At 71.2% G+C, this 20961-nt stretch carries 22 protein-coding genes; 13 read left to right on the top strand and 9 right to left on the bottom strand.

Features of this window, described 5'->3' with window-relative positions; translation table 11 throughout:
* Positions 1–74 precede the first annotated feature (74 nt).
* From ffh to rimM, 3 genes are all read left to right on the top strand, one after another.
* On the top strand, positions 75–1598 hold the full coding sequence (gene ffh / locus C1707_RS05545) for a signal recognition particle protein (RefSeq protein ID WP_101713232.1): 1524 nt from the start codon (positions 75–77) through the stop codon (positions 1596–1598).
* 24 nt (positions 1599–1622) lie between these two features.
* Complete coding sequence (gene rpsP, locus C1707_RS05550; RefSeq protein ID WP_101713231.1) at positions 1623–2102, top strand: 30S ribosomal protein S16; 480 nt, start codon at positions 1623–1625, stop codon at positions 2100–2102.
* Positions 2103–2189: 87 nt separating this feature from the next.
* Positions 2190–2744, top strand: a complete 555-nt coding sequence (gene rimM, locus C1707_RS05555) for a ribosome maturation factor RimM (RefSeq protein ID WP_101713230.1) — start codon at positions 2190–2192, stop codon at positions 2742–2744.
* 28 nt (positions 2745–2772) lie between these two features.
* On the opposite strand, the gene C1707_RS05560 is transcribed toward rimM, so the two are convergent.
* Positions 2773–4125, bottom strand: coding sequence for a glycoside hydrolase family 27 protein (locus C1707_RS05560; protein WP_101713229.1), 1353 nt, complete (start codon positions 4123–4125; stop codon positions 2773–2775).
* A 179-nt stretch (positions 4126–4304) separates the two neighbouring features.
* On the opposite strand from C1707_RS05560, the gene C1707_RS05565 reads away from it, so the two are divergent.
* The 4 genes from C1707_RS05565 to C1707_RS05580 all read left to right on the top strand — a co-directional run bounded on the left by C1707_RS05565 (position 4305) and on the right by C1707_RS05580 (position 7882).
* Positions 4305–5360 carry a S41 family peptidase gene (locus tag C1707_RS05565; protein WP_164467289.1) on the top strand — a complete coding sequence of 352 codons (1056 nt, stop codon included), beginning with the start codon at positions 4305–4307 and terminating at the stop codon, positions 5358–5360.
* 45 nt (positions 5361–5405) lie between these two features.
* The gene (gene thpR, locus C1707_RS05570; RefSeq protein WP_101713227.1) at positions 5406–5945 is read left to right on the top strand and encodes an RNA 2',3'-cyclic phosphodiesterase; all 540 of its coding nucleotides are present in this window, start codon (positions 5406–5408) and stop codon (positions 5943–5945) included.
* Positions 5946–6041: 96 nt separating this feature from the next.
* Complete coding sequence (locus tag C1707_RS05575) at positions 6042–6506, top strand: DUF4126 family protein (RefSeq protein ID WP_101713226.1); 465 nt, start codon at positions 6042–6044, stop codon at positions 6504–6506.
* A 2-nt stretch (positions 6507–6508) separates the two neighbouring features.
* Positions 6509–7882 carry an FAD-containing oxidoreductase gene (locus C1707_RS05580; RefSeq protein ID WP_101713225.1) on the top strand — a complete coding sequence of 458 codons (1374 nt, stop codon included), beginning with the start codon at positions 6509–6511 and terminating at the stop codon, positions 7880–7882.
* Positions 7883–8094: 212 nt separating this feature from the next.
* On the opposite strand, the gene bla is transcribed toward C1707_RS05580, so the two are convergent.
* Entirely contained in the window at positions 8095–9003 is a 909-nt protein-coding gene (gene bla, locus C1707_RS05585; RefSeq protein ID WP_101713224.1) for a subclass B3 metallo-beta-lactamase, read from the bottom strand.
* 79 nt (positions 9004–9082) lie between these two features.
* On the opposite strand from bla, the gene C1707_RS05590 reads away from it, so the two are divergent.
* Complete coding sequence (locus C1707_RS05590; protein ID WP_338032086.1) at positions 9083–9973, top strand: LysR family transcriptional regulator; 891 nt, start codon at positions 9083–9085, stop codon at positions 9971–9973.
* A gap of 68 nt (positions 9974–10041) precedes the next feature.
* On the opposite strand, the gene C1707_RS05595 is transcribed toward C1707_RS05590, so the two are convergent.
* Both C1707_RS05595 and C1707_RS05600 read right to left on the bottom strand, forming a co-directional pair.
* Positions 10042–11430 (bottom strand): sensor histidine kinase, encoded by a 1389-nt coding sequence (locus C1707_RS05595; protein ID WP_101713222.1) that lies wholly within the window; start codon positions 11428–11430, stop codon positions 10042–10044.
* A 25-nt stretch (positions 11431–11455) separates the two neighbouring features.
* Positions 11456–11851, bottom strand: a complete 396-nt coding sequence (locus tag C1707_RS05600) for a DUF2237 family protein (RefSeq protein WP_101713221.1) — start codon at positions 11849–11851, stop codon at positions 11456–11458.
* Between the two features lie 100 nt (positions 11852–11951).
* Here C1707_RS05600 and C1707_RS05605 point away from each other — a divergent pair, with 100 nt between their 5' ends.
* Together C1707_RS05605 and C1707_RS05610 are read left to right on the top strand one after the other, a co-directional pair.
* Positions 11952–12830 carry an HpcH/HpaI aldolase/citrate lyase family protein gene (locus C1707_RS05605; RefSeq protein ID WP_101713220.1) on the top strand — a complete coding sequence of 293 codons (879 nt, stop codon included), beginning with the start codon at positions 11952–11954 and terminating at the stop codon, positions 12828–12830.
* A gap of 11 nt (positions 12831–12841) precedes the next feature.
* Entirely contained in the window at positions 12842–13903 is a 1062-nt protein-coding gene (locus C1707_RS05610) for a hypothetical protein (protein WP_101713219.1), read from the top strand.
* A gap of 216 nt (positions 13904–14119) precedes the next feature.
* Here C1707_RS05610 and C1707_RS05615 read toward each other — a convergent pair whose 3' ends face one another.
* From C1707_RS05615 to C1707_RS05630, 4 genes are all read right to left on the bottom strand, one after another.
* The gene (locus C1707_RS05615; RefSeq protein WP_145998372.1) at positions 14120–14413 is read right to left on the bottom strand and encodes a hypothetical protein; all 294 of its coding nucleotides are present in this window, start codon (positions 14411–14413) and stop codon (positions 14120–14122) included.
* A gap of 83 nt (positions 14414–14496) precedes the next feature.
* The gene (locus C1707_RS05620) at positions 14497–15540 is read right to left on the bottom strand and encodes a proline iminopeptidase-family hydrolase (RefSeq protein WP_205686825.1); all 1044 of its coding nucleotides are present in this window, start codon (positions 15538–15540) and stop codon (positions 14497–14499) included.
* Positions 15541–15801: 261 nt separating this feature from the next.
* Positions 15802–16146, bottom strand: a complete 345-nt coding sequence (locus C1707_RS05625) for a DUF5076 domain-containing protein (protein WP_101713217.1) — start codon at positions 16144–16146, stop codon at positions 15802–15804.
* Positions 16147–16173: 27 nt separating this feature from the next.
* Positions 16174–16752, bottom strand: a complete 579-nt coding sequence (locus C1707_RS05630) for a hypothetical protein (protein ID WP_101713216.1) — start codon at positions 16750–16752, stop codon at positions 16174–16176.
* 175 nt (positions 16753–16927) lie between these two features.
* On the opposite strand from C1707_RS05630, the gene coaBC reads away from it, so the two are divergent.
* Together coaBC and dut are read left to right on the top strand one after the other, a co-directional pair.
* Positions 16928–18124, top strand: a complete 1197-nt coding sequence (coaBC, locus tag C1707_RS05635) for a bifunctional phosphopantothenoylcysteine decarboxylase/phosphopantothenate--cysteine ligase CoaBC (protein ID WP_164467480.1) — start codon at positions 16928–16930, stop codon at positions 18122–18124.
* Positions 18121–18582 (top strand): dUTP diphosphatase, encoded by a 462-nt coding sequence (gene dut / locus C1707_RS05640; RefSeq protein ID WP_101713214.1) that lies wholly within the window; start codon positions 18121–18123, stop codon positions 18580–18582. The genes coaBC and dut overlap by 4 nt, the downstream gene beginning before the upstream one ends.
* A 79-nt stretch (positions 18583–18661) precedes the next feature.
* Here dut and C1707_RS26605 read toward each other — a convergent pair whose 3' ends face one another.
* On the bottom strand, positions 18662–18772 hold the full coding sequence (locus C1707_RS26605) for a hypothetical protein (RefSeq protein WP_240633872.1): 111 nt from the start codon (positions 18770–18772) through the stop codon (positions 18662–18664).
* 382 nt (positions 18773–19154) lie between these two features.
* Between C1707_RS26605 and C1707_RS05645 the strand changes: the two genes are divergently transcribed.
* Positions 19155–20951 carry a methyl-accepting chemotaxis protein gene (locus C1707_RS05645; RefSeq protein WP_101713213.1) on the top strand — a complete coding sequence of 599 codons (1797 nt, stop codon included), beginning with the start codon at positions 19155–19157 and terminating at the stop codon, positions 20949–20951.
* Positions 20952–20961 lie beyond the last annotated feature (10 nt).

Raw genomic sequence — 20961 nt, forward strand, 5'->3', positions numbered from 1 at the left:
CGAGGACCCCCGTCGACGTGATCGTCCACGGGGGCTGATGGCGTTTGGATCTTTGTTTTTGTCCAGGGTTTCGCATGTTCGACGGCCTTACAGAGCGACTTTCAGGGGTCTTCGACCGCCTCGGCGGTCGCGGCGTGCTGTCCGAAAAGGACATCGACGAGGCCCTGCGCGAAGTCCGCGTCGCCCTGCTGGAAGCCGACGTCGCCCTGCCGGTGGTCAAGGACTTCATCTCCAAGGCCAAGGAAAAGGCCTCGGGCGAGTCCGTCATCCGCTCGGTCAAGCCGGCCGACCAGGTGGTCAAGATCGTCTATGACGGCCTGGTCGACATGCTGGGCGGCGACGTCCCCACCGGCCTGAACCTGGCCCTGAACCCGCCGACCATCATCCTGATGGCCGGCCTGCAGGGCTCGGGCAAGACCACCACCACCGGCAAGCTGGCGCTGCGTCTCTCCAAGACCGAGCGCAAGAAGGTGCTGGTCGCCTCGCTCGACACCCGCCGCCCGGCCGCCATGGAGCAGCTGGCGACCCTGGCCAAGCAGGTCGGCGTCGAGAGCCTGCCGATCGTCGCCGGCCAGAGCGCCCCCGACATCGCCAAGCGCGCCCTGACCGCCGCAAAGCTCAGCGGCTACGACGTCCTGATCCTCGACACCGCCGGCCGCACCACGCTGGACGAGGCGATGATGAGCGAAGCGGCGGAAATCGCCCGCATCGCGGGTCCGTCCGAGACCATCCTGGTCGCCGACAGCCTGACCGGCCAGGACGCCGTGCGTACGGCGAAAGCCTTCCATGAGCGCCTGCCGCTCACCGGCCTGATCCTGACCCGCGCCGACGGCGACGGCCGCGGCGGCGCGGCGCTGTCGATGCGCCACGTCACCGGCCTGCCGATCAAGTTCCTCGGCGCCGGCGAGAAGATCGACCAGCTCGACGTGTTCGACGCCCGCCGCGTCGCCGGCCGAATCCTGGGCCAGGGCGACGTCGTGGCCCTGGTCGAGAAGGCCGCCGCCGACCTCGACGCGGCCGAAGCCGAGCGCATGGCCACGAAGCTGGCCAAGGGCAAGTTCGACCTCGACGACCTGTCTTCCCAGCTGTCGCAGATGCAGAAGATGGGCGGCATGGAAGGCATCATGGGCCTTCTGCCGGGCGTCCAGAAGGTCAAGAAGCAGATCGCCGAAAGCGGCATCGACGACAGCATCTTCCGCCGCCAGCAGGCGATCATCAGCTCGATGACCAAGGAAGAGCGCAAGAAGCCCGACATCCTGGCGGCCTCGCGCAAGCGCCGCATCGCCGCCGGTTCGGGCGTCGACGTGGCCGAGGTCAACCGCCTGCTCAAGCAGCACCGCCAGATGGCCGACATGTTCAAGTCGATGAGCAAGGACGGCGGCAAGGGCCTGGCCCGCATGGCCGGCATGCTCGGCGGCGGCGACATGGCCCGACTGAAATCCCTCGGCGGCGGCAAGATGCCCGCTTCCGATCCCAACGCGACGGAAGGCCAAGGCCTTTCGGGGCTGCCCGGTCTGCCGGGCCTCGGGGGCGGGGCCAACCCGCTCTCCGGCCTGGGCGGCCTGCCGCCCGGCTTCAATCCGTTCAAGAAAAAATAGCTTTAGATCCAAGGACTAACGACAATGCTGAAGATCCGTCTCGCCCGTGGCGGCGCCAAGAAGCGTCCGTACTACTCGATCGTCATCGCCGACAGCCACTCGCCGCGCGATGGCCGCTTCATCGAGAAGGTCGGCACCTACAACCCGCTGCTGAAGAAGGATGACCCCGCGCGCGTCACCCTGAAGCTGGAGTCGATCCAGGAGTGGCTCAAGAAGGGCGCCCAGCCGACCGACCGCGTCGCCCGCTTCCTGGCCGCCCAAGGCGTCGGCGCCTGGACCGCCGGCAACAACCCGAAGAAGGCCGAGCCGGGCAAGAAGGCCAAGGAACGCACCGCCGAGCGCGCCCAGCGCGAAGAAGAGCGCGCCGCCGCCGAAGCTCAGGCCAAGGAAGACGCCAAGGCCGCCGCTGAAGCCGCCGCCGCCGCGGCCGCCGAAGCCGCCGCTGCTCCGGCTGAAGAAGCCCCGGCCGCCGAGGCCCCGGCCGAAGAAGCTTCGGAAGGCTAAGGGATACGGCGCCGCTCTCCTCGTGAGAGCGGCGCCTTTCTCTTCTCTACCCACGGACGCCGGCTTCGCCCGGAAAGCCTCCTGTCGATGCCCATCTCTTCCGATGACCCGATGATCCTGGTCGGCCGCGTGGCCGGCGGCTTCGGCGTGCGCGGCGAGGTGCGGATCTCGACCTATACCGAAGAGCCGATGGCCCTGAAGGGCTTCAAGCGGCTCCTGCGCCAGGACGGTTCGACCGCCCTCAGCATCTCGCAGGCCCGGGCCGTCAAGGACGGCCTGATCTGCCGCTGCCCCGAGATCACGACCAAGGAAGCCGCCGACGCCCTGCGCGGCCTCAAGCTCTTCGTCCCCCGCTCGGCCCTGCCCGAGCCCGACGAGGACGAGTTCTACCTCACCGACCTGATCGGCATGGCCGTGCGCCACGTCGCCACCGGCGAGGACCTGGGCAAGATCAAGAGCGTCCAGGACTTCGGCGCCGGCGACCTGCTCGAGATCATCCCCCCGCTCGGCGGACAGACCTGGTACCTGCCCTTCACCCGCGCCGCCGCGCCGGAAGTGAAGCTGGCCGAGCGCCTGGTCCTGGCCGACCCGCCCAACCTCGTCGGCGACCCCGAAGGGCCCCAGTCCGACGAAGAAGACTAGAGACCTTCTCCCGAAAGGGGGAGGATCGCTAGCCGCCCAGCCGCAGCAGCGCCGAGCCATGCGCCGGCAAGGTCCGCTCCACGCGGCCGCTCACCCGACCCAGCGCCTGCCCGCTCCACAGGTCGCGCGCCGAGACGCCGTCCGGCAGGCCAAGGTCGCGCAGTCCGATCCCCGCCGTCTTCGGCTTTCCGGTGGTGTTGAACAGCGCCAGATAGCGGTCGGCCGGCTTGCCCTCCGGCCGCGCCGACCACACCCGAGTCCCGTCCTCGACGAAGTGCGGCTGGTTGTCGGTGCTGGCCTGGTTGACCGCCAGCACCTCCCGGTTGGTCAGCAAAGCGAGGGTCGGCTCGTCCAGGTGGCGCAGGTCGCCGCCCATGATCAGCGGCGAGCGGGCGATCGACCACAGGGTCATCAGTGTGCGCTGCTCGTCGGGAGTAAACTTGCTATCGCGCTTGCCCAGCGCCAGCCGGCCCAGCGGCAGCATGTCGGCGTCCGGCCAGGCCCCCGGGGCGCGGAAGGCGTTCCAGTTCTCCAGCCGCGTGAACTGGGCCTCCAGCATCGCCCACTCATCCCAGAAGTCGTCCGAGATGCGCCACATCTGGGCGTACTTGCGCACGTGCTCGGCGCGCGGGACCGGCGTCTCGCCGGGCGACAGGCTGAGGATCATCGGCCGGCCGCAGGCGGCGATGGCCTTGTGAGCCGCCTCGATCTCGGCGGCGTGGGCGTCGTAGGGCCGGCTCATGTCGTCCATCTTCACGAAGTCGACGCCCCACTGGGCGAAGAGGCGGAAGACGCTGTCGTAATAGGCCTGGGCGCCGGGCTTGCGCATGTCGACGCCGTACATGTCGGGGTTCCAGGAACAGGTGCTGGAGGTGTCGGCGACCTCGGCGGCGCGGACGCTGGTCCCCAGCACCGGCAGGTCAGCCTTCACCGCCCCGCGCGGAATCCCCCGCATCAGGTGCACCCCGAACTTCAGGCCCAGCGCGTGGACCTGATCGGCCAGCGGCTTGAAGCCCGCGCCGCCGGCGCTGGACGGAAAGCGGTTGGGGGCTGGAACGAGGCGGCCATGGCCGTCCATCGTCGGCTCGGGCGCGCGGTTATAGTCGTAGCCGACGGCCGCCGGCTCGTACCACTGGATGTCGACCGTGAAGACGTCATAGCCGAACGGCGCCAGCCGGGCGGCCATGATCCGGGCCGTCTCCAGCGCCTGGGCCTCGTTGATGGTGGTGGCGAAGCTGTTCCAGCTGTTCCAGCCCATCGGCGGACGCGGGGCCAACACGGTCTTGCGGGCCGGCGCCGCCGCGACGTCGGAAGCGGCCGCCAGGCTTGCCCCCATGCCCGCCAGCAGCACCCCGCGCCGATCCATCGAGAGTCCCGTCATCGCCTGCCTCCCGCCCGGCCGGCCACCGCGCCGATCCTCCCTGGGCGGCGCTATTTGTCAGACAATTTCCCGTTCGAGCAAGCCGCCACCGGCGGATGAACAATGGGTCATGACGCAAGCTTAACTGGCGTCACCCCGATGCGCCGTGGCCCATGGTCGCCGCTCAAGAGGGACCTTCCATGCGCCGCATGCTCGCCGCCACAGCCGCCATCGCCTTGCTGGCCGCAACCCCCGCCTTGGCGGAGGATGGCGAGACCCTGAACGCCGTCCAGTCGGCCCAGGTGGTCGACACCCTGATCCGTGACCTCGACGGCTATTTCGACCCGGCCAGGGCGGCCGCCGTTAAGGAGGCGCTGCGGGCCCGCCGGGCGGAGTTCACCAGGATCGGCGACCGCGCCAAGCTGGCCGAGGCGCTCAGCGCCATCACCCTGGGCGTTTCGAACGACCAGCACCTGCGGGTCTCGGTCGCCACCACCAGCGCCAAGGTCCCCGCCCTGACCGACGCCGAGCAGGCCTTGCTCGACCAGCGCCTGGCCTACGGCCTGATGGCCGCGCGCCGCCTGCCGGCCAACATCGGCTATCTGAAGCTGCGCTACTTCGAACAGTCCGACGCCGGCGCCGACATGGTCGACGCGGCGCTGGGCCTGCTGAAGGACACCGACGCCCTGGTCATCGACCTGCGCGAGAACACCGGCGGCGGCGGCGCGGCCGACGAGCGTCTGCTGGGCCATCTGTCGAAGAAACCCCTGGTGCTGGAGACCATCCGCTGGACGCAAGCCGACGGCGGCGTCGAGGTGCAGCAGCGCAAGGTCCGCCAGGGGCCCGGCGCGCCGCTCTATGCCGACAAGCCGGTCTTCGTGCTGACCGCCGCCCGCACCTTCTCGGCCGCCGAGGCCTTCGCCTACAGCCTGCAAGCCAATGGCCGCGCCGTTCTGGTGGGCGAGAAGACCCGCGGCGGCGGCAATCCCGCCAACCGGCCCTCGCCGCCCCTGGGCTTCGGCCTCGTCGTGTTCGTGCCCAACGGCCAGGTGGTGCATCCTCTGACCGGCAAGGGCTGGGAAGGGACCGGCGTCGTCCCGGACGTCGCCACCGCCCCGGACGCGGCCCTGACCGAGGCCTACCGCCGCGCCCTCGCCGTGGCCAAGCCGCTGGTCTCGACTCCGAAGTCGGAAAAGGAGCGCGCCGACGCCATCGCCGATCCGGCCGGAGCCCTGACCGCCGATCAGAGGCTTTGAGCCCCTAAGCCTTGAGCTGGCCGCCAAGGCGTCTAGGCTGGCGGCATGATCCGTCTGTTCACCGCGATCGCCGTCCCGCCCGAGATCGGCGCGCCGCTGCAAGCCCGACAATCCGGCATCGAAGGCGCCCACTGGCGGCCGCTGGAGGCCTTCCACATCACCCTGCGCTTCATCGGCGACGTGGCCGAGCCGGTCGCCGCCGACCTCGACGAAGCGCTCGCCGAGATCGAGGCGCCGGCCTTCGACCTGGAGCTCAAGGGCGCGGGCCATTTCGGCGAAGGCGCCGACATCCACGCCGTCTGGGCCGGGGTCGAGGACCAGCCGCTGCTGCGCCGCCTGCAGAAGGCCAACGAAAGCGCGGCCCGCAAGGCCGAGCTGAAGCCCGAAACCCGCACCTACCTGCCGCACGTCACCCTGGCCTATCTGAAGCGCCCGCCCGTGCCCGAGGTCGGCGCCTGGATCCAGCGCCACAACCTGCTGCACTCCCCGCCCTTCCATGTCGACCGCTTCGGCCTCTATTCCAGCTGGCGGACCAAGGAGGGCTCGGCCTATCGGCTGGAGCGGGAGTACCCGCTGGCGGATTGATTGGCGAACCACCGCCGGAACATCCAAGCCCGAGACCGGCGCTTGCGGTTTGCTCCGATCGCGCGCCTGATCGCGGCGACGCTCGGGAGTTCTCGCATGACCCTCTACGTCCTCGCCCTGCTGATCGGCGTGATCGCCGGCCTGCGGGCCATGACCGCCCCCGCCGCCGTCGCCTGGGGCGCGCACCTGGGCTGGATTCCGCTGGCCGGCACGCCGCTGGCCTGGCTGGGCGGAAACATCGCCATCTGGATTCTCACCGCCCTGGCGGCGGTCGAGCTGATCACCGACCAGCTGCCGATGACCCCCAGCCGCAAGGTCCCGCCGCAGTTCGGCGCGCGGATCGTCGCCGGCGGCTTCTCGGGCGCGGCTATCGGCTTCGCCGGCGGTTCGTGGATCGTCGGCGCGATCCTCGGCGTGGTCGGCGCGGTCATCGGCGCCCTGGGCGGCGCCGAGCTGCGCAGCCGGCTGGCCAAGGCCTTCAAGCGCGACACGCCCGCCGCTCTTGTCGAAGACGTGATCGCCCTGGGCGGCGCCTATCTGATCGTCTCGGCGGTTTCGTGAGCATGAACTTCGACGCCATAATCATCGGCGCCGGCCAGGCCGGTCCTTCTCTCGCCGGACGTCTGACCGCCGCCGGCTGGAAAGTCGCCCTGGTCGAGCGCAAGCTGTTCGGCGGCACCTGCGTCAACACCGGCTGCATGCCGACCAAGACCCTGGTGGCCAGCGCCTACGCCGCGCATCTGGCCCGCCGGGCCGCCGACTACGGCGTCGTGCTGCAGGGACCCGTCGGCGTCGACATGAAGGCCGTCAAGGAACGCCAGCAGACCGTGGTCCGCAACGCCCGCGGCAATGTCGAGAAATGGCTCAGGGGCATGAAGGGGCTGACGGTCCTCGAAGGCCACGCCCGCCTGACCTCGCCTACCACCGTCGAGGTCGACGGCCAGGTGCTGGAAGCCCCCAGGATCTTCCTCAATGTCGGCGGCCGCGCCAACGTGCCCGACATGCCGGGCGTGAACGACGTGCCCTACCTGACCAATGTCGGCATGATGCAGCTGGACGCTCTGCCCGAGCATCTGGTCATCGTCGGCGGCAGCTATATCGGGCTGGAGTTCGCCCAGATGTACCGCCGCTTCGGCGCCCAGGTCACCGTGGTCGAGATGGGCCCGCGCCTGATCGGCCGCGAGGATCCTGAGGTCTCCGACGCCGTGCGCGAGATCCTCGAGGCCGAGGGGATCGCCGTACGCCTCAACGCCGAATGCATCAGCTTCTCGCCCTGCGACGAGGGCGCCTGCGTCCACGTCAGCTGCAAGGAGGGCGAGCCGGCGGTGAAGGGCTCGCACGTGCTGCTGGCGGTCGGCCGCAAGCCCAACACCGACGACCTGGGGCTGGAGGCCGCCGGGGTCCCCGTCGACAAGCGCGGCTACGTGACCGTCGACGAGACCTTGCGCACCAACGTCCCGTCGATCTGGGCCATGGGCGACTGCAACGGCCGCGGGGCCTTCACCCACACCGCCTACAACGACTTCGAGATCATCGCCGCCAACCTGCTGGATGACGATCCCAGGAAGGTCACCGACCGCCTGACCGCCTACGCCCTCTACACCGACCCGCCGCTGGGCCGGGTAGGCATGACAGAGGCCGAGATCCGCGCCTCGGGCCGTGCGGCCCTGGTCGGAACCCGCCCCATGACCCGTGTCGGCCGCGCCATCGAGAAGGGCGAGACGCAAGGCTTCATGAAGGTGCTGGTCGACGCCGAGAGCAAGCAAATCCTCGGCGCCGCGTTCCTCGGCACGTCGGGCGACGAAGCCATCCACGGGATCCTCGACGTCATGTACGCCAAGGCCCCCTACACCGTCCTGCAGCGCACCGTGCCGATCCACCCCACGGTGTCGGAACTGATCCCTACGGTGCTGGGCGAGCTGAAGCCGCTGGATTAGGCCCCGCTAGGGTTTGGGCTCAATTGAGCGAGACATCGGATCCAAGAAATTCAATCGCTTATCGCTCGTCATCCCGGAAAGCGCGAAGCGCTTATCCGGGACCCAAGGGCCGGCGCAATGCAGGTGGCCCCTGGGTCCCGGCTCTACGGTCCGCTACTCGGCCCTTCGGCCGGGATGACGAGCAGAACCGTTCGCGCAATTGAGTACGGACTCTAGCGCTCCGCCTTCTCCTTGGCCAACCGCTTGTCCAGCCGCGCGGCGTAGCGGTCGGCATAGGCGCGGCAGGCGCCCGGATCAACGAAGGGGTTGGGCTTCTCGCCGCGCCGGGCCCGCGCCAGCTTGGCGTCGCCGCCCGACTGGTCGGGATGGGCGGTGATCAGCACGTCGCACTTGAGGCCCCGCACGACGTCGAAGCTCCGGCGGAAGCTGGCGACGACCCCGGCGTTCTTCGGATCCGAGAACCGGTAGCCGTCGGACGACACCGGATTGAGGCTGGAGCCGAACACCACCGCCTTGCAGTCGCGCCGCTCGCACGAGGTCCAGGTCCAGCTCATGCTGCCGGCCGTATGGCCCGGCGTGGCGCGGGCGGTGACGGCCACGTCGCCCAGCCGGATGACCTCGCCGTCCTTGACCGCGCGCAGCTTCGCCACGCCCGGAAACGGCACGAGGTCGCCCAGCTGGGGATCGTCCTGGCCCGGCCGGCCGCGCCGCAGCGCCTCGGCCGCCGGGGCGCTGGCCAGCACAGTCGAGCCGCTGTCGCGAGCCAGGGCCGCCAGGCCGCCGGCGTGATCGTAGTGCGGTTCGGTGCTGAGGATCAGCTTGATGTCCGAGACCTTGAAGCCCAGCGCCCTGACGTTGGCCTCGATGGCCGGCACGGCCTGGGGCAGGGCGCCGTCGACCAGGATCAGGCCCTGGCTGGTCTTGATCAGCCCGACGCTGAGACCCGAGAAGCCCACAATGTAGCTATTGCCGTAGACCTTGATCGGCGTCTCCGCGCCCAGCCAGCGGGCGGCGTATTCGGGCTCGATCGGCGCCAGCAGCGGGTCGTGCGCCGCCGCCGGTCCAGCCATGGCGCCCAGCGCCCAGGCCATGCTCGAAACCGCGATCCACTTGCTCTTCATGCCGCTCTCCCCTTCGGTTGGCGCGGCGAACCTGCCGGGCGAGGCTCCCGGCGACAAAGCATCATATCTGGACGCAGCCATGAGCTGGGTTCATGACTTGGCCATGGACCGCGCCCAGCTTCCCCTCAACGCCCTGCGCGCCTTCGAGGCCGCCGCCCGGCACCTGAACTTCACCCGCGCCGCCGTCGAACTGTGCGTCAGCCAGGGCGCGGTCAGCCATCAGGTCGCTCAGCTGGAGGCGCGCCTGGGCGTCGCCCTGTTCCGCCGCCTGCCGCGCGGCCTGGCCCTGACCGACGAGGGCCAGGCCCTGGTTCCGGTGCTGGTCGACGCCTTCGACCGCATCGGCGCGACGCTCGACCGCTACAGCGACGGGCGCCTGCGCGAGGTGTTGACCCTGGGCGTCGTCGGGTCGTTCGCCACGGGCTGGCTGCTGCCGCGGCTGGACGCCTTCCGCCGGGCCTGCCCGCATGTCGACCTGCGGGTGATGACCAACAACAACCGCGTCGATCTGGCCGGCGAGGGGCTGGATCTGGCCATCCGCTTCGGCGACGGCGCCTGGCACGGCGTCCATGCCGAGCCGATCCTGACCGCGCCTCTGACAGCCCTGTGCGCGCCCTCGGTCGCCGAACGGCTGGCCGCGCCCGCCGACCTGTCGCGCGAGACCCTGCTGCGCTCGTACCGCGCGGACGAGTGGCCGCGCTGGTTCGCCGCCGCCGGGGCCGAGACGCCGCCGCTGCGCGGGCCGATGTTCGACAATTCGGTGCTGATGGTCGCCGCCGCCGTCGCCGGCCAGGGCGTGGCCCTGGCGCCCGCCGCCCTGTTCGCCCCCGAACTGTCGGCCGAGCGCCTTGTTCGCCCCTTCGCCGCCGAGGTGGTCACCGGCCGCTACTGGCTGACCCGCCTGCATTCGCGCCCCGACGGCGCGGCCATGGCCGCCTTCCGCGACTGGCTGCACGGCGAGATCGGATAGAGGCCCCACGCCCGTCGCGGGCCTGGCGATCGCGGCGCAGCCTGCGGGTCATGACTACGTCCTGACGCTCAAGCCCGTTCCCTGACCGCCTCGTCCCGGGCCGCCAGCGGCAGCACGACGCTGAACGCCGAGCCTTCGCCCGGCCGGCTGTCGACGCCTAGGCGCCCGCCATGGGCCTCGACGATGGCCTTGCTGATCGCCAGGCCAAGACCGTTGCCGTGCGCCGCGGCCGCCTCGCCCTGCCAGCGGCGGTCGAACACCCGGGCGGCCTGCTCGGGCGTCATGCCCCAGCCGGTGTCGCGCACCTCGATCAGCACCGCCTCGCCCTCGATCCGGCTGGTCAGCGACACCGTCCCGCCCGGCTCGGTGAACTTGACGGCGTTGGACAGCAGGTTGGCCACCACCTGGCCGAGGCGCGAGCCGTCAGCGTCGAGCACCGGCTCGGCCCCGCCAGGCGCATAGGCGAAGTTCAGGCCCTTGCGAGCCGCCGAAAGGGCGAACTGTTCGGCCGCATCGGCCAGCAGGCGGCCCAGGTCGACGCGCTCGCGGGCCAGCACCAGGCCGCCGGCCTCGATCTTGGAGTGGTCGAGGATGTTGCGGATCAGCCGCCGCATCGTCTCGGTGGCCAAAAGGATGGCCTCGACGCCCGACCGCACCCTGGGCTGGTCCTCGACGCCGGGCTGGGCCAGCAGGTTCTCGCTGGCGAACAGGATGGTGGTGATCGGGTTGTTGAGGTCGTGGGCCACCACCTCGACCGCCTCCTTGCGGGCCAGCGAGATCGCCTTCTCGCGCTCGGCCAGGCGCGCGGCGACCTGGTCGTAGCTCCGCTTCTGCTCGACCAGCCGCAGCAGCAGCCGCCCCAGGAAGGCGCAGAACACGAAGGCGAACAGCGAGGCCAGGACCAGCACCCCGAACACGCCGCGCACCACGCGCTGATTGCGCGCCCGTTCGGCCTGGTAGCGGGCGGCCGAGCGGTCGGTGAAGCGATCGATGGCCGCGTCTATGCTGCTGGTCAGGGGGCCGGCGTTCTTCTGGAAATAGGCGTTGGCCCCGCTCATCGTGCCGCCGTCGAGGCGCTGGGCGACGCCCGTCCGCTGCAGCGCCAGCAGCCGGCGCTGCAGGGTCGACACCGCGTCCAGCGCCGCCCGCGTCTCGGCGTCGCCGGCCAGGGTCTTCAGCTCGCCGACGATCAGGTCGAAGCGCCGGTTCGAACGCTCCAGTTCGGCCAGCAGGCCCTTATCGCCATTGATGACGATGACCGGCACCAGGGAATTCTGGCGCATCTTTTCGCTTCGCAGGTCGTGGGCGAGGATGACGGTGCGGGTGTAGACGGCGTCCAGCCGGTCCTGGGCGCTCGAAAAGCGGGCGAGGAAGAACAGCGACGCGGCCAGCAGCGGCAGGAAGGCTAGGGCGATCAGCCCCACCAGCACCAGCAGCCTGCGTTCGTAACCGACCATCCGGGACCCTTCGGCCGTGCGCGGGTCAGACCACCGCGTGGTCCTTCAGTACGCCCAGCGACACGATGGCCAGGGTCTCCTCGTGGGTGGCCTCGAGGATGACCTGCGGGGCCATGCCGGCGTCCAGCGCCTCGCGCCAGCGGCCGGCGCACAGGCACCAGCGGTCACCGGGCTTCAGACCCCGGAAGGCGAACTCGGGACGCGGGGTCGACAGGTCGTTGCCGGTGGACTTGGAGAAGGCCAGGAACTCCTCGGTCATCACAGCGCAGACGGTGTGCAGGCCAAGGTCGTGCGGGCCGGTTTCGCAGCAGCCGTTGCGGTAGAAGCCGGTCACCGGATCGAGCGAGCAGGGGATCAGTTCGCCGCCCAGCACGTTGCGGGCCGTCTCGTCATAGCGCGTGGGGGCCGGTTGCGTGGTCATGGCGCCAGCTTAACCCCGTTTCCGGCTTTCCCGCCATGTCTTCGCCCGCCGCGAGATCGATGCTTTACAGTAGCCCCGTCCCTGCCAGGATGACTTCGCCATGACCGATCTTCCCCGGCCGCGCCGCAGCGCCCTCTACATGCCCGCCTCCAACGCCAAGGCCGTGGAGAAGGCGCGCGCGCTCGACGCCGACGTGATCATCCTCGACCTGGAGGACGCCGTGGCGCCGGAGATGAAGCTCGCCGCGCGCGAGGCCGCCGTCGCGGCGGTCAAGGCGGGTGGTTTCGGCCCGCGCGAGATCGTCATCCGCACCAACGGCCTCGACACCCCCTGGGGCGCCGACGACCTCAAGGCCGCCGCCGAGGCCGGGCCCGACGCGGTGCTCGTGCCCAAGGTCAACGACGCCGCCGACGTCCACGCCTACGAAGCGGCCCTGCACGCCGCCCCCGTCCACACCCGCCTGTGGACGATGATCGAGACCGCCAAGGCCGCCTTCCACCTGTGGGAGATCGCCGAGGCGGCCAGGACGACCCGGCTGTCGGCCTGGGTCATGGGGGTCAACGACCTGGCCAAGGAGATGCGGGCGCGGCAGACCCCGGGCCGCGAGGCCTTCCTGCCGATCCTGTCGCAGGCGGTCGCCGCCGCGCACGGCCACGGCCTGTCGATCCTCGACGGGGTGCACAACGACATCGACGACCTGGCGGCGCTGGAAACCGTCTGCGGCCAGGCCGTCGACTTCGGCTTCGACGGCAAGACCCTGATCCATCCCAAGCACCTCGAGATCTGCAACCGGGCGTTCTCGCCCGGCGACGACGAGATCGCCTGGAGCCGGGCGGTGATCGCCGCCTTCGCCGCGCCCGAGAACACGGGCAAAGGCGCCCTGCGCGTCGAGGGCCGGATGGCCGAGCGGCTGCACCTGGTTCAGGCCCAACGGCTGGTCGCCGTCTCGGAGGCCATCGCCGCGAAGACGGCGGGCTGATAAGGACCCCCATGCGTCGCCTTCTCGCCGTTTCCCTGTCCGCCCTGCTGTCGTTTCCGGCCGCCGCCCTCGCCCAGGCGCCGGCCTCCGAGGTGGTGACGACGAACCCGGCCGCGCCGGCCCAGCCCGAGCCGGCGATCCCGCTGGTCGCCGCGCCGGCGGCGGCGGCCTCGGCATCCACAGGTCAGCCGACGGCTTCCGTTCCCCAGGTCGCCACGCCGCCCGCCGCCAGCGACCCGCTGGCCGACCTGATCGCCGCCAGCGGCCCCCAGACCACCGACGAGGAAGACGAGGCGCCGGCCGCGCCCGCGCCGCGCCACAAGCCGACCATCCTGCCGATCCCGGCCCCGGAATCCGCCGCCCCGGCCGCGCCCGGCGCGGCGATGAGCGTCGAGCAGGCCTACGAGTTGCGGGTCAAGGGTTCGATCGCCGCGGCGCAGGGCCTGCAGGGCCCGCTGGACGGCGGCTGGATGCTGCGTGGCGCCGACGGCGCGGCCCTCTACTCGCTGCAGATCGTCGATCCGGCCGGCGGCTACGGCCCCGTCGAGGGCGCCTGGCGCGACCTGCGCCGCGCCGGCGCGGTGGGCTCCACCGGCCTGATCGACAGCATCGAACGCACCTATGACGGCGGCGCGGCCGTGCGGTTCATGGCCCGACCCGGCGTCGGCTCGACCCTGGCCCTCAGCGTCGGCCCCGACGGCGCCTGGACCGGCCGGCTGACCGAGGACGGCGCGGTCCCGGCCGCGGTGACCATCGAGCGCACCGGCGCGCCGGCGCTGCCCGCCGGCTACGCCGTCGCCGCGCGGGGACCGGTGATCTGGCCGCCGCGCGTCGCCCCGGCCGCGACCCGCACAACCTCGACCGCCCCGGCCCGCGCCGCGCCCTGCTCCACCAGGGGCAAGAAGGGCAAGGCCCTGAAGGCGGCCAAGGCCAAGTGCGCCGCCGCCGCCAAGAAATCTGGCGGGAAAGGCAAGGCTGGCGCCCGCTCGGGCAAGGCCGGCAAGGGCAAGGTGGTCAAGTCGGGCGGCCGCAAGAAGGCGGCCGCCGCCGGAGCGCGCAAGAAACGGCGGTAGACGTTGGGCGGTAGCCCGCCGGCAGGCGGCGGCGTCCGCGCGCCAGACGTGCGATCGCGGGGTGCGGCTTTCGATACCAGAGAAGCCGCCGTCTCGGCGAGCGATCTCACACGGCGTCGACGCGACCGGAATATCGCCCAGGACTCCGGCGGGTCCGACGGCCGAAGCAGGCGAGGCCGCTGGCCCTGAACGGCGCCCCGCGCCGACGGGTCGCGATCAACCTTCCGTGCGCGCCCGCGCCATCGCCTCGACCTCGGACAGCAGCGCAACCAGCACGTCGTGGTCGGTTTCGGAAGGACCCGCCTGAGCGGCGCGCCGGCGGATGTCCTCCAGCTTCGGATCGGTGATCGGCACGCTCTCGAAGTCGTCCCAATCGTTCGGTCCGCCCGTTCCCTCGAGGAAATCCCGCAGGATCGCGGCCACCGCCTCGGGCGTCCGGTCGACCGCCCGCTCGAAGGGCCAAAGGCGGGCCAGCAACGCGACCGGCAGCGCCACGGCCAGCGTCAGCATGGCGGCCCAGGCGGGCATCGTCCTGACGGCCCCATCGCTCGCCCCGGGCTCCCCGCTGATCGGCGAAGGCGCCTCATGGCCCGTCACCGCGCGGCGTCCATGCGGCGCAGCCACTGACGCAGCACGGCCACGGTCTCTTCGGGACGGTCGGTGAAGGTGGCGTGGCCGGCGCCGGGCACCACCGCCAGTTCCGATCCCCTGGCCCGGCGGGAGAAGGCGATGGTCGTGGCCGGCCTAGCCTCGTCGTACTGGCCGACCATGAACAGAGTGCGCGGCCCGTCCAGCCGGTCGAGCAGCGGCTCGCCGTCATAGCCCTTCAGCGTGCCGGTGGCCGAGAACTCGGTCGCGCCCCACATCGTCTTGTAGAGCACGGGATTGAAGCCCTTGTCGCCCGCCGGCCGATAGGCGCGGTGGGCCGCGGACGGCGGCTCCCGAGTCAGGAAGGCGGCGTAGAAGGCGTTCGTCGCCGCGTCGCAGGCCGCCGAAAGCGCCTTGTCGGAAGGCGGCGGCGCGGCCGTCTCGCAGCGGGCCAGTTGCGCCTGCACGTCCGGCGGCAGGTCGCCGCGCAGCAGGTTGGCGTCGGCGATCCAGCTGCGGGTCGACACCAGCGGACTGGCCAGCGTCAGGCTGGCCAGGGCCGGCGAGCGCCGTGCGCCGTACTCCAGGGCGACCGTGCCGCCCCAGCTGTGGCCCAGCACGTGCCAGCGCGGGATCTTCAGCGCCTGGCGCACCGCCTCCAGCTCGTCGACGAAGCGGCCCACGGTCCAGTTGGCGGGATCCATCGGGTGGTCGGAAAGCCCGCTGTCGAGCTGGTCGTAGAGGATCACCGCGCGCTCGTCCGACAGCGCCAGGGCGTCGAGGAACCCCGAGTGGGTTCCGCCCGGCCCGCCGTGGACCATGACGATCGGCGGCGGCCCCGCGCCGGCCACGGCGGCGTCGAGATCGCCGTTGATCCGCGCATAGATCCGCCCGCCGGGAACTTGCAGGCGCGCTTCACGGTCAGGCCCGGGAAAGGTCGCCGGCCCCCGTCGCGCCACGTCCGCCCAGGCCCCGCCCCCGACGGCGGACGCCAGGGTCGTGCCCCCGGCGGCGGCGAACAGGCCCAGCAGTTTTCGTCGATCGATCACGCCCGTTCCCCTTCATGCGCCCCTGGCGCACGTGCTTTTGGCCAAGCGCCTTTGCCCAGGTGCTTCTTGGCCGAGTGCTTCCGCCCAAGTGCTCCTGGCTACAGCCGGCGCCGCGCCAGGCGTCCGGATGCGCCGGAGCCCCCGCTCCCGTCGCATCCGGCCATCCGGCCGCCGGCACGGCCGAACCTTCGCCCTTAGCCGCGCGTCCGGCGCGCGACTGTGACACGGCGCACGCCAACCCGCGACGCCGTCCCGCTTTGTTCAGTGCGCCTTGGTCTGGCCAGCCTCGGGTTCATCGTCGCGCGACCGCGCCAGACCGCCCCTGATCGGCGAACTGGGACAGGCCAGTTCGTCGCGCATCGCCTCCAGCAGGACGTCCACCACCTCGACCGGATCGCGGCGATAGTAGTCCGACAGGCCGCGACCCAGATGGCGCAGCAGGTCGGCCAGCATCATGCCCCAGGCCCTGGCCTCGTCGATCGGCGTCTCGTCATAGGCGCCGATGCGCAGCGCGCAGTGCAGGCCGTGCTCGGCGACCCAGATCCGCGCCAGTTCGGTGGCCGTCGGATCGCGCGTCGCCGCATCCGGGATCGGCTGCTCCCTCATGCTCTTTCCCCCCTCCTGATCGCTGGATCAGCCGTTTCCGCCCTGGCCGCGCCGGTCGGAGACGGCCGTGCGGCGAGCCGCGCCCTCTTTCTGCCGGCGCCAGTAGTCGGCGCCGTCGTCGGGCTTGAACATGGTGCGCGGGGCCCCCGTCCGGGTGACTACCGCGAACACGTTGCCCGCCGGGTCGTAGATCAGGGTGTCGCCGTTCGACCGCTTCAGGGTCTGGGCTCCGGCCGGCGGCTTGGCCACGAAGGCATGGGTCTTGCGGACATAGTCGTCGACGTCACGGGCCCCGAAGGCCTCGCCGAAACGTTCGAAACCGCGCTGGGCGTTCTCCTCGGCGCCGCGAGTGCGATTGGCCGCCCACATCGGCCGGCCCGAGATCAGCCGCACCGGCGCGTCGCGCGGATCGGCCGCCTGCCGCGCGGCGGCCGAGGCTTCGGCGATCTCGGTCGCGGCCGGCGCGCCGCCGCTTCTGTTGCTCGTCCCCTCGGCCGAAGCGACCTGGTCGCCCCTGGGGGCCTTCACCGCCGAGGCCCCGCCGTCGCAGGCGGCCAGCACCAAGGCCGGCAAGGCCAGAAATCCGAAACGCCACGCTCCCGTCATGATCGCTGCACCCCGTTATTTACCACTTTAACGATTAGTGAACGAAAAAAGAACGCGAGTCGAGTCCCGCCGTTAAGCTTTCGCGTCCCTGACGCGCGCCGCGATTGCCTGCGGGCGCGAGGCGCTCTATGCGCGGAGGGGAACGGGCGGACGAAAGGCCTTCAAGGTGAGCGACATCCCGGGCGGCAAGCGCGTGCTCCTGATCGTCGGCGGCGGCGTGGCGGCCTACAAGGCCCTGGAGCTGACCCGTCTGCTGCGCAAGGCCGGGATCGGCGTGCGGCCGATCCTGACCAAGGCCGGCGCCGAGTTCGTCACCCCGCTGTCGCTGGCGGCCCTGAGCGAGGACAAGGTCTATGACGACCTGTTCTCGCTGACCGACGAGGCCGAGATGGGCCACATCCAGCTGTCGCGCTCGGCCGACCTGGTGGTGGTCGCCCCGGCCACCGCCGACCTGATCGCCAAGGCCGCCAACGGCCTCGCCGGCGACATGGCCTCGACGACCCTGCTGGCCACCGACAAGCCGGTGCTGATGGCCCCGGCCATGAACGTGCGGATGTGGCTCCACCCCGCCGTGCAGCGCAACGTGGCGACCCTCAAGGCCGACGGCGTGGCGTTCGTAGGCCCCGACGAGGGGGCCATGGCCTGCGGCGAGTTCGGCCCCGGGCGCCTGGCCGAACCGCCGGAGATCTTCGAGGCGATCGTGGCGATGCTGCAGGGCCCGGCGGCGCGGCCGCTAGCCGGCAAGCACGCCCTGGTCACGGCCGGTCCGACCTTCGAGGCGATCGACCCGGTGCGCGGGATCACCAACCGCTCCAGCGGCCGGCAGGGCTACGCCATCGCCGAGGCGCTGGCCAGGCTGGGCGCGCGCGTCACCCTGGTCAGCGGCCCCGTGGCCCTGGCCACCCCGCCGGGCGTCACCCGCATCGACGTCGAGAGCGCCCGCGAGATGCTGGCCGCCTCGCAAGCCGCCCTCCCGGCCGACGTCGGGGTGTTCGTCGCCGCCGTCGCCGACTGGCGCGTCGACGAGGTGTTCGGCTCCAAGCTGAAGAAGGACAAGGGCGGCCCGCCGGCCCTGACCTTCGTCGAGAACCCCGACATCCTGGCGACCCTGGCCGCCACCGGTCCCGACCGGCCCAGGCTGGTGGTCGGCTTCGCGGCCGAGACCGACGACGTCGAGGCCCATGCCCGCGCCAAGCTGGCGCGCAAGGGCTGCGACTGGATCATCGCCAACGACGTCACCCAGCCGGGCGTCATGGGCGGAACCGAGAACGCGGTCCTGCTGATCGCCAAGGACCACACCGAACGCTGGGAGCGCGCGTCCAAGGACGCCGTCGCCCAGGCCATCGCCCAACGCATCGCGGAAGCCCTATGACCACTACGCCCCACATTCCCGTCGTGCAGCTCGCCCACGCCCACGGCTTGCCGCTGCCCGCCTACGAGACGGTCGGCGCCGCCGGCATGGACCTGCGCGCCGCCGTCGGGGAAGACGCGCCCCTGACCCTGAAGCCGGGCGCGCGGTTCATGGTCCCGACGGGCCTGGCCTTCGCCGTGCCGCAGGGCTTCGAGGCCCAGGTGCGGCCGCGCTCGGGCCTGGCGGCCAAGGCGGGGATCACCTGCCTGAACTCGCCCGGCACCATCGACAGCGACTACCGCGGCGAAGTGAAGGTGATCCTGGCCAATCTGGGCGAAGAGGACTTCGTCATCCGTCGCGGCGACCGTATCGCCCAGCTGGTCATCGCCCCCGTGGTGCAGGCGGCCTGGAACCTGGTGGCCAGCCTCGACGAGACCGATCGCGGCGCCGGCGGCTTCGGGTCGACCGGCGGCCGATAGACGCTGGAGAATATCCGCCGTCGTTCCCGGCCTCGTGTCGGGAGCGACGGCGACGTCCCGGGAGCGGAACGATCCGCCCCTATCGCGCGCCCAGGCCCATCAGCAGGTAGCCGCCGAAGCCGGCCGAGAAGGCCGCGGCGGCCAGCCACAGCATGGGACCGATCAGGGGCAGGGGACGAGGGGCTTCCATCGGGGACGTCCTGGCTCGGCCGAGCGCTCGGCCACGCTTGCAATACGCGCGGCCCCGCCCCCCGGTTGCGACCGTGCGCCGTTCTTTGTCTCACGATTCTCGCCAAGCGGGTGTACGACGGATTTTCGCCAAAATGGCGATTTCAGCTGCAATGTAACCGCAAGTAATCAGCATACGGATCAATATCGACGATTTCGACAGGCCGGGTCGATGTCCGCGGCGAGATGACGCACCACCCCGTTCTCTCCTTTTGACGCAATGATTTCGTCGCCGCCGAACAGTGTAGAATGACGACCGATCAGCGGTGTCGGCACTCATGAATAACATCCATTAATTCTATTCGACGAAACTCTTCCCAATTCTATCCTGGGAAGTTCTCGATATGCTCAGCAACCTCAAGGTGGCGCACAAGCTGGTGGTCGCCTTCGCCGTCCTGGTGGCGGCCGTGGCCGGCGCCGGCGCTCTGGCCTGGAGCGGCCTGTCGTCGATCCAGCGCGTCACCGCCCTGAACGCCGAGAGCTACGCCTACCGCGCCACGGTCGAGAAGGCCGCGGCCGAACTGGTCGAGCAGCAGAACGCCGCGCGCGGCTTCGTGGCCAGCCTCGACCCCTCGTTCGTCAAGAAGTACGAGGACTTCCAAGGCAAGTACGACGAAGCCTACAAGGTCCTGAACGCCGGAGCCGAACAGCAGGAGCAGCAGGCGCGCCTGGCCCAGCTGGATCAGGCCGTGGGCGTGTTCCGCGCCGAGACCCGCGCCCAGATCGCCGCCGCCCAGGATCCGGCCCGGCTGGACGCCGCCCGCCTCGACATCGGCAAGAGCGGCCGCCTGACCAACGTGCGCAAGGCGCTGAAGACCATCGACGAGGCCGAAAGCGCCGAACTGGCCGCGCGTATCGCCGCCCAGGACAAGGCCTTCACCGCCGCGACCCTGGCCCTGGCCCTGGGCGGCGCGGCCGCCGTGGCCATCGCCGTGCTGATGGGCTGGCTGCTGGCGCGCAGCATAGCCGCCCCGGTCGACGCCATGACCACCGCCATGCGCCGCCTGGCCGGCGGCGACAACGCCGTGGCCGTGCCGGCCCTAGGCCGTCGCGACGAGATCGGGGCGATGGCCCAGGCCGTGCTGACCTTCAAGGACGCCGCCATCGAGAAGCTGCGCGTCGAGGGCGAGGCCGCCGAGCACCGCCGGCAGGCCGAGGTCGAGCGCGGCGCCAACGAGGCCGAGCGCGCGGCGTCGGCGCAGGAGCAGGCGGCCGTCGTCGCCCGGGTCGGAGAGGCCCTGGAGCGCCTGGCGGCCGGCGACCTGACTGCCCGTCTCGACCAGGCCTTCCCGCCCGCCTATCGCAAGCTGCAGAGCGACTTCAACGCCGCCATGGGCCAGCTGCAGGAGACCATGACGACGATCAACGGCGCGGTCGGCGGCATCCGCGCCGGCTCGGGCGAGATCAGCCACGCGGCCGACGACCTGTCGCGTCGCACCGAGCAGCAGGCCGCCAGCCTGGAAGAGACCGCCGCGGCCCTCGACGAGATCACCGCCACAGTCCGCCGCGCCGCCGAGGGCGCCGGCCATGCCCGCAAGTCGGTCGACGCCGCCCGCAAGGACGCCGAGGCCGGCGGCGAGGTGGTCGAGCGCGCCGTCGCGGCGATGACGCAGATCGAGGCCTCCTCGCGGGAGATCGGCAACATCATCGGCGTGATCGACGAGATCGCCTTCCAGACCAACCTCCTGGCCCTGAACGCCGGCGTCGAGGCCGCCCGAGCCGGCGACGCCGGCAAGGGCTTCGCGGTCGTGGCCTCCGAAGTGCGGGCCCTGGCCCAGCGCTCGGCCGAAGCGGCCAAGGAGATCAAGAGCCTGATCGGCGCCTCGGGCCAGCAGGTCGACGCGGGCGTGTCGCTGGTCGGCCAGACCGGCGAGGCCCTGCGCCGCATCACCGCCGGCGTGCAGGACATCAACCGCACCGTCGCCGAGATCGCCGCCGGCGCCCAGGAACAGGCCACGGGCCTGGCCCAGGTCAACGTCGCCGTGAACCAGATGGACCAGGCCACCCAGCAGAACGCCGCCATGGTCGAGCAGTCGACCGCCGCCAGCCACTCGCTGTCCAACGAGGCGGCCGAACTGGCGCGGCTGGTGGGACGGTTCAAGGTGGACGCGGGCGCAAGCGCGGCCCGGCGGGCGGCCTGAACAAGACCCT

The organism is Caulobacter flavus (genome assembly GCF_003722335.1).
In the GTDB taxonomy this organism is placed as follows: domain Bacteria; phylum Pseudomonadota; class Alphaproteobacteria; order Caulobacterales; family Caulobacteraceae; genus Caulobacter; species Caulobacter flavus.

Bases quoted from the DNA above. Each gene is read 5' to 3' on its own strand.
- C1707_RS05605 (WP_101713220.1), top strand. From the start codon at position 11,952: ATGACCGATCTTCCCCGGCCGCGCCGCAGCGCCCTCTACATGCCCGCC.
- C1707_RS05625 (WP_101713217.1), bottom strand. From the start codon at position 16,146: ATGAGGGAGCAGCCGATCCCGGATGCGGCGACGCGCGATCCGACGGCC.
- C1707_RS05645 (WP_101713213.1), top strand. From the start codon at position 19,155: ATGCTCAGCAACCTCAAGGTGGCGCACAAGCTGGTGGTCGCCTTCGCC.
- C1707_RS05575 (WP_101713226.1), top strand. From the start codon at position 6,042: ATGACCCTCTACGTCCTCGCCCTGCTGATCGGCGTGATCGCCGGCCTG.
- dut (WP_101713214.1), top strand. From the start codon at position 18,121: ATGACCACTACGCCCCACATTCCCGTCGTGCAGCTCGCCCACGCCCAC.
- C1707_RS05590 (WP_338032086.1), top strand. From the start codon at position 9,083: ATGAGCTGGGTTCATGACTTGGCCATGGACCGCGCCCAGCTTCCCCTC.
- thpR (WP_101713227.1), top strand. From the start codon at position 5,406: ATGATCCGTCTGTTCACCGCGATCGCCGTCCCGCCCGAGATCGGCGCG.
- C1707_RS05600 (WP_101713221.1), bottom strand. From the start codon at position 11,851: ATGACCACGCAACCGGCCCCCACGCGCTATGACGAGACGGCCCGCAAC.
- bla (WP_101713224.1), bottom strand. From the start codon at position 9,003: ATGAAGAGCAAGTGGATCGCGGTTTCGAGCATGGCCTGGGCGCTGGGC.
- C1707_RS05615 (WP_145998372.1), bottom strand. From the start codon at position 14,413: ATGCTGACGCTGGCCGTGGCGCTGCCGGTCGCGTTGCTGGCCCGCCTT.
- rimM (WP_101713230.1), top strand. From the start codon at position 2,190: ATGCCCATCTCTTCCGATGACCCGATGATCCTGGTCGGCCGCGTGGCC.
- C1707_RS05630 (WP_101713216.1), bottom strand. From the start codon at position 16,752: ATGACGGGAGCGTGGCGTTTCGGATTTCTGGCCTTGCCGGCCTTGGTG.
- C1707_RS05565 (WP_164467289.1), top strand. From the start codon at position 4,305: ATGCGCCGCATGCTCGCCGCCACAGCCGCCATCGCCTTGCTGGCCGCA.
- ffh (WP_101713232.1), top strand. From the start codon at position 75: ATGTTCGACGGCCTTACAGAGCGACTTTCAGGGGTCTTCGACCGCCTC.
- C1707_RS05560 (WP_101713229.1), bottom strand. From the start codon at position 4,125: ATGACGGGACTCTCGATGGATCGGCGCGGGGTGCTGCTGGCGGGCATG.
- C1707_RS05610 (WP_101713219.1), top strand. From the start codon at position 12,842: ATGCGTCGCCTTCTCGCCGTTTCCCTGTCCGCCCTGCTGTCGTTTCCG.
- C1707_RS05595 (WP_101713222.1), bottom strand. From the start codon at position 11,430: ATGGTCGGTTACGAACGCAGGCTGCTGGTGCTGGTGGGGCTGATCGCC.
- C1707_RS05580 (WP_101713225.1), top strand. From the start codon at position 6,509: ATGAACTTCGACGCCATAATCATCGGCGCCGGCCAGGCCGGTCCTTCT.
- C1707_RS26605 (WP_240633872.1), bottom strand. From the start codon at position 18,772: ATGGAAGCCCCTCGTCCCCTGCCCCTGATCGGTCCCATGCTGTGGCTG.
- rpsP (WP_101713231.1), top strand. From the start codon at position 1,623: ATGCTGAAGATCCGTCTCGCCCGTGGCGGCGCCAAGAAGCGTCCGTAC.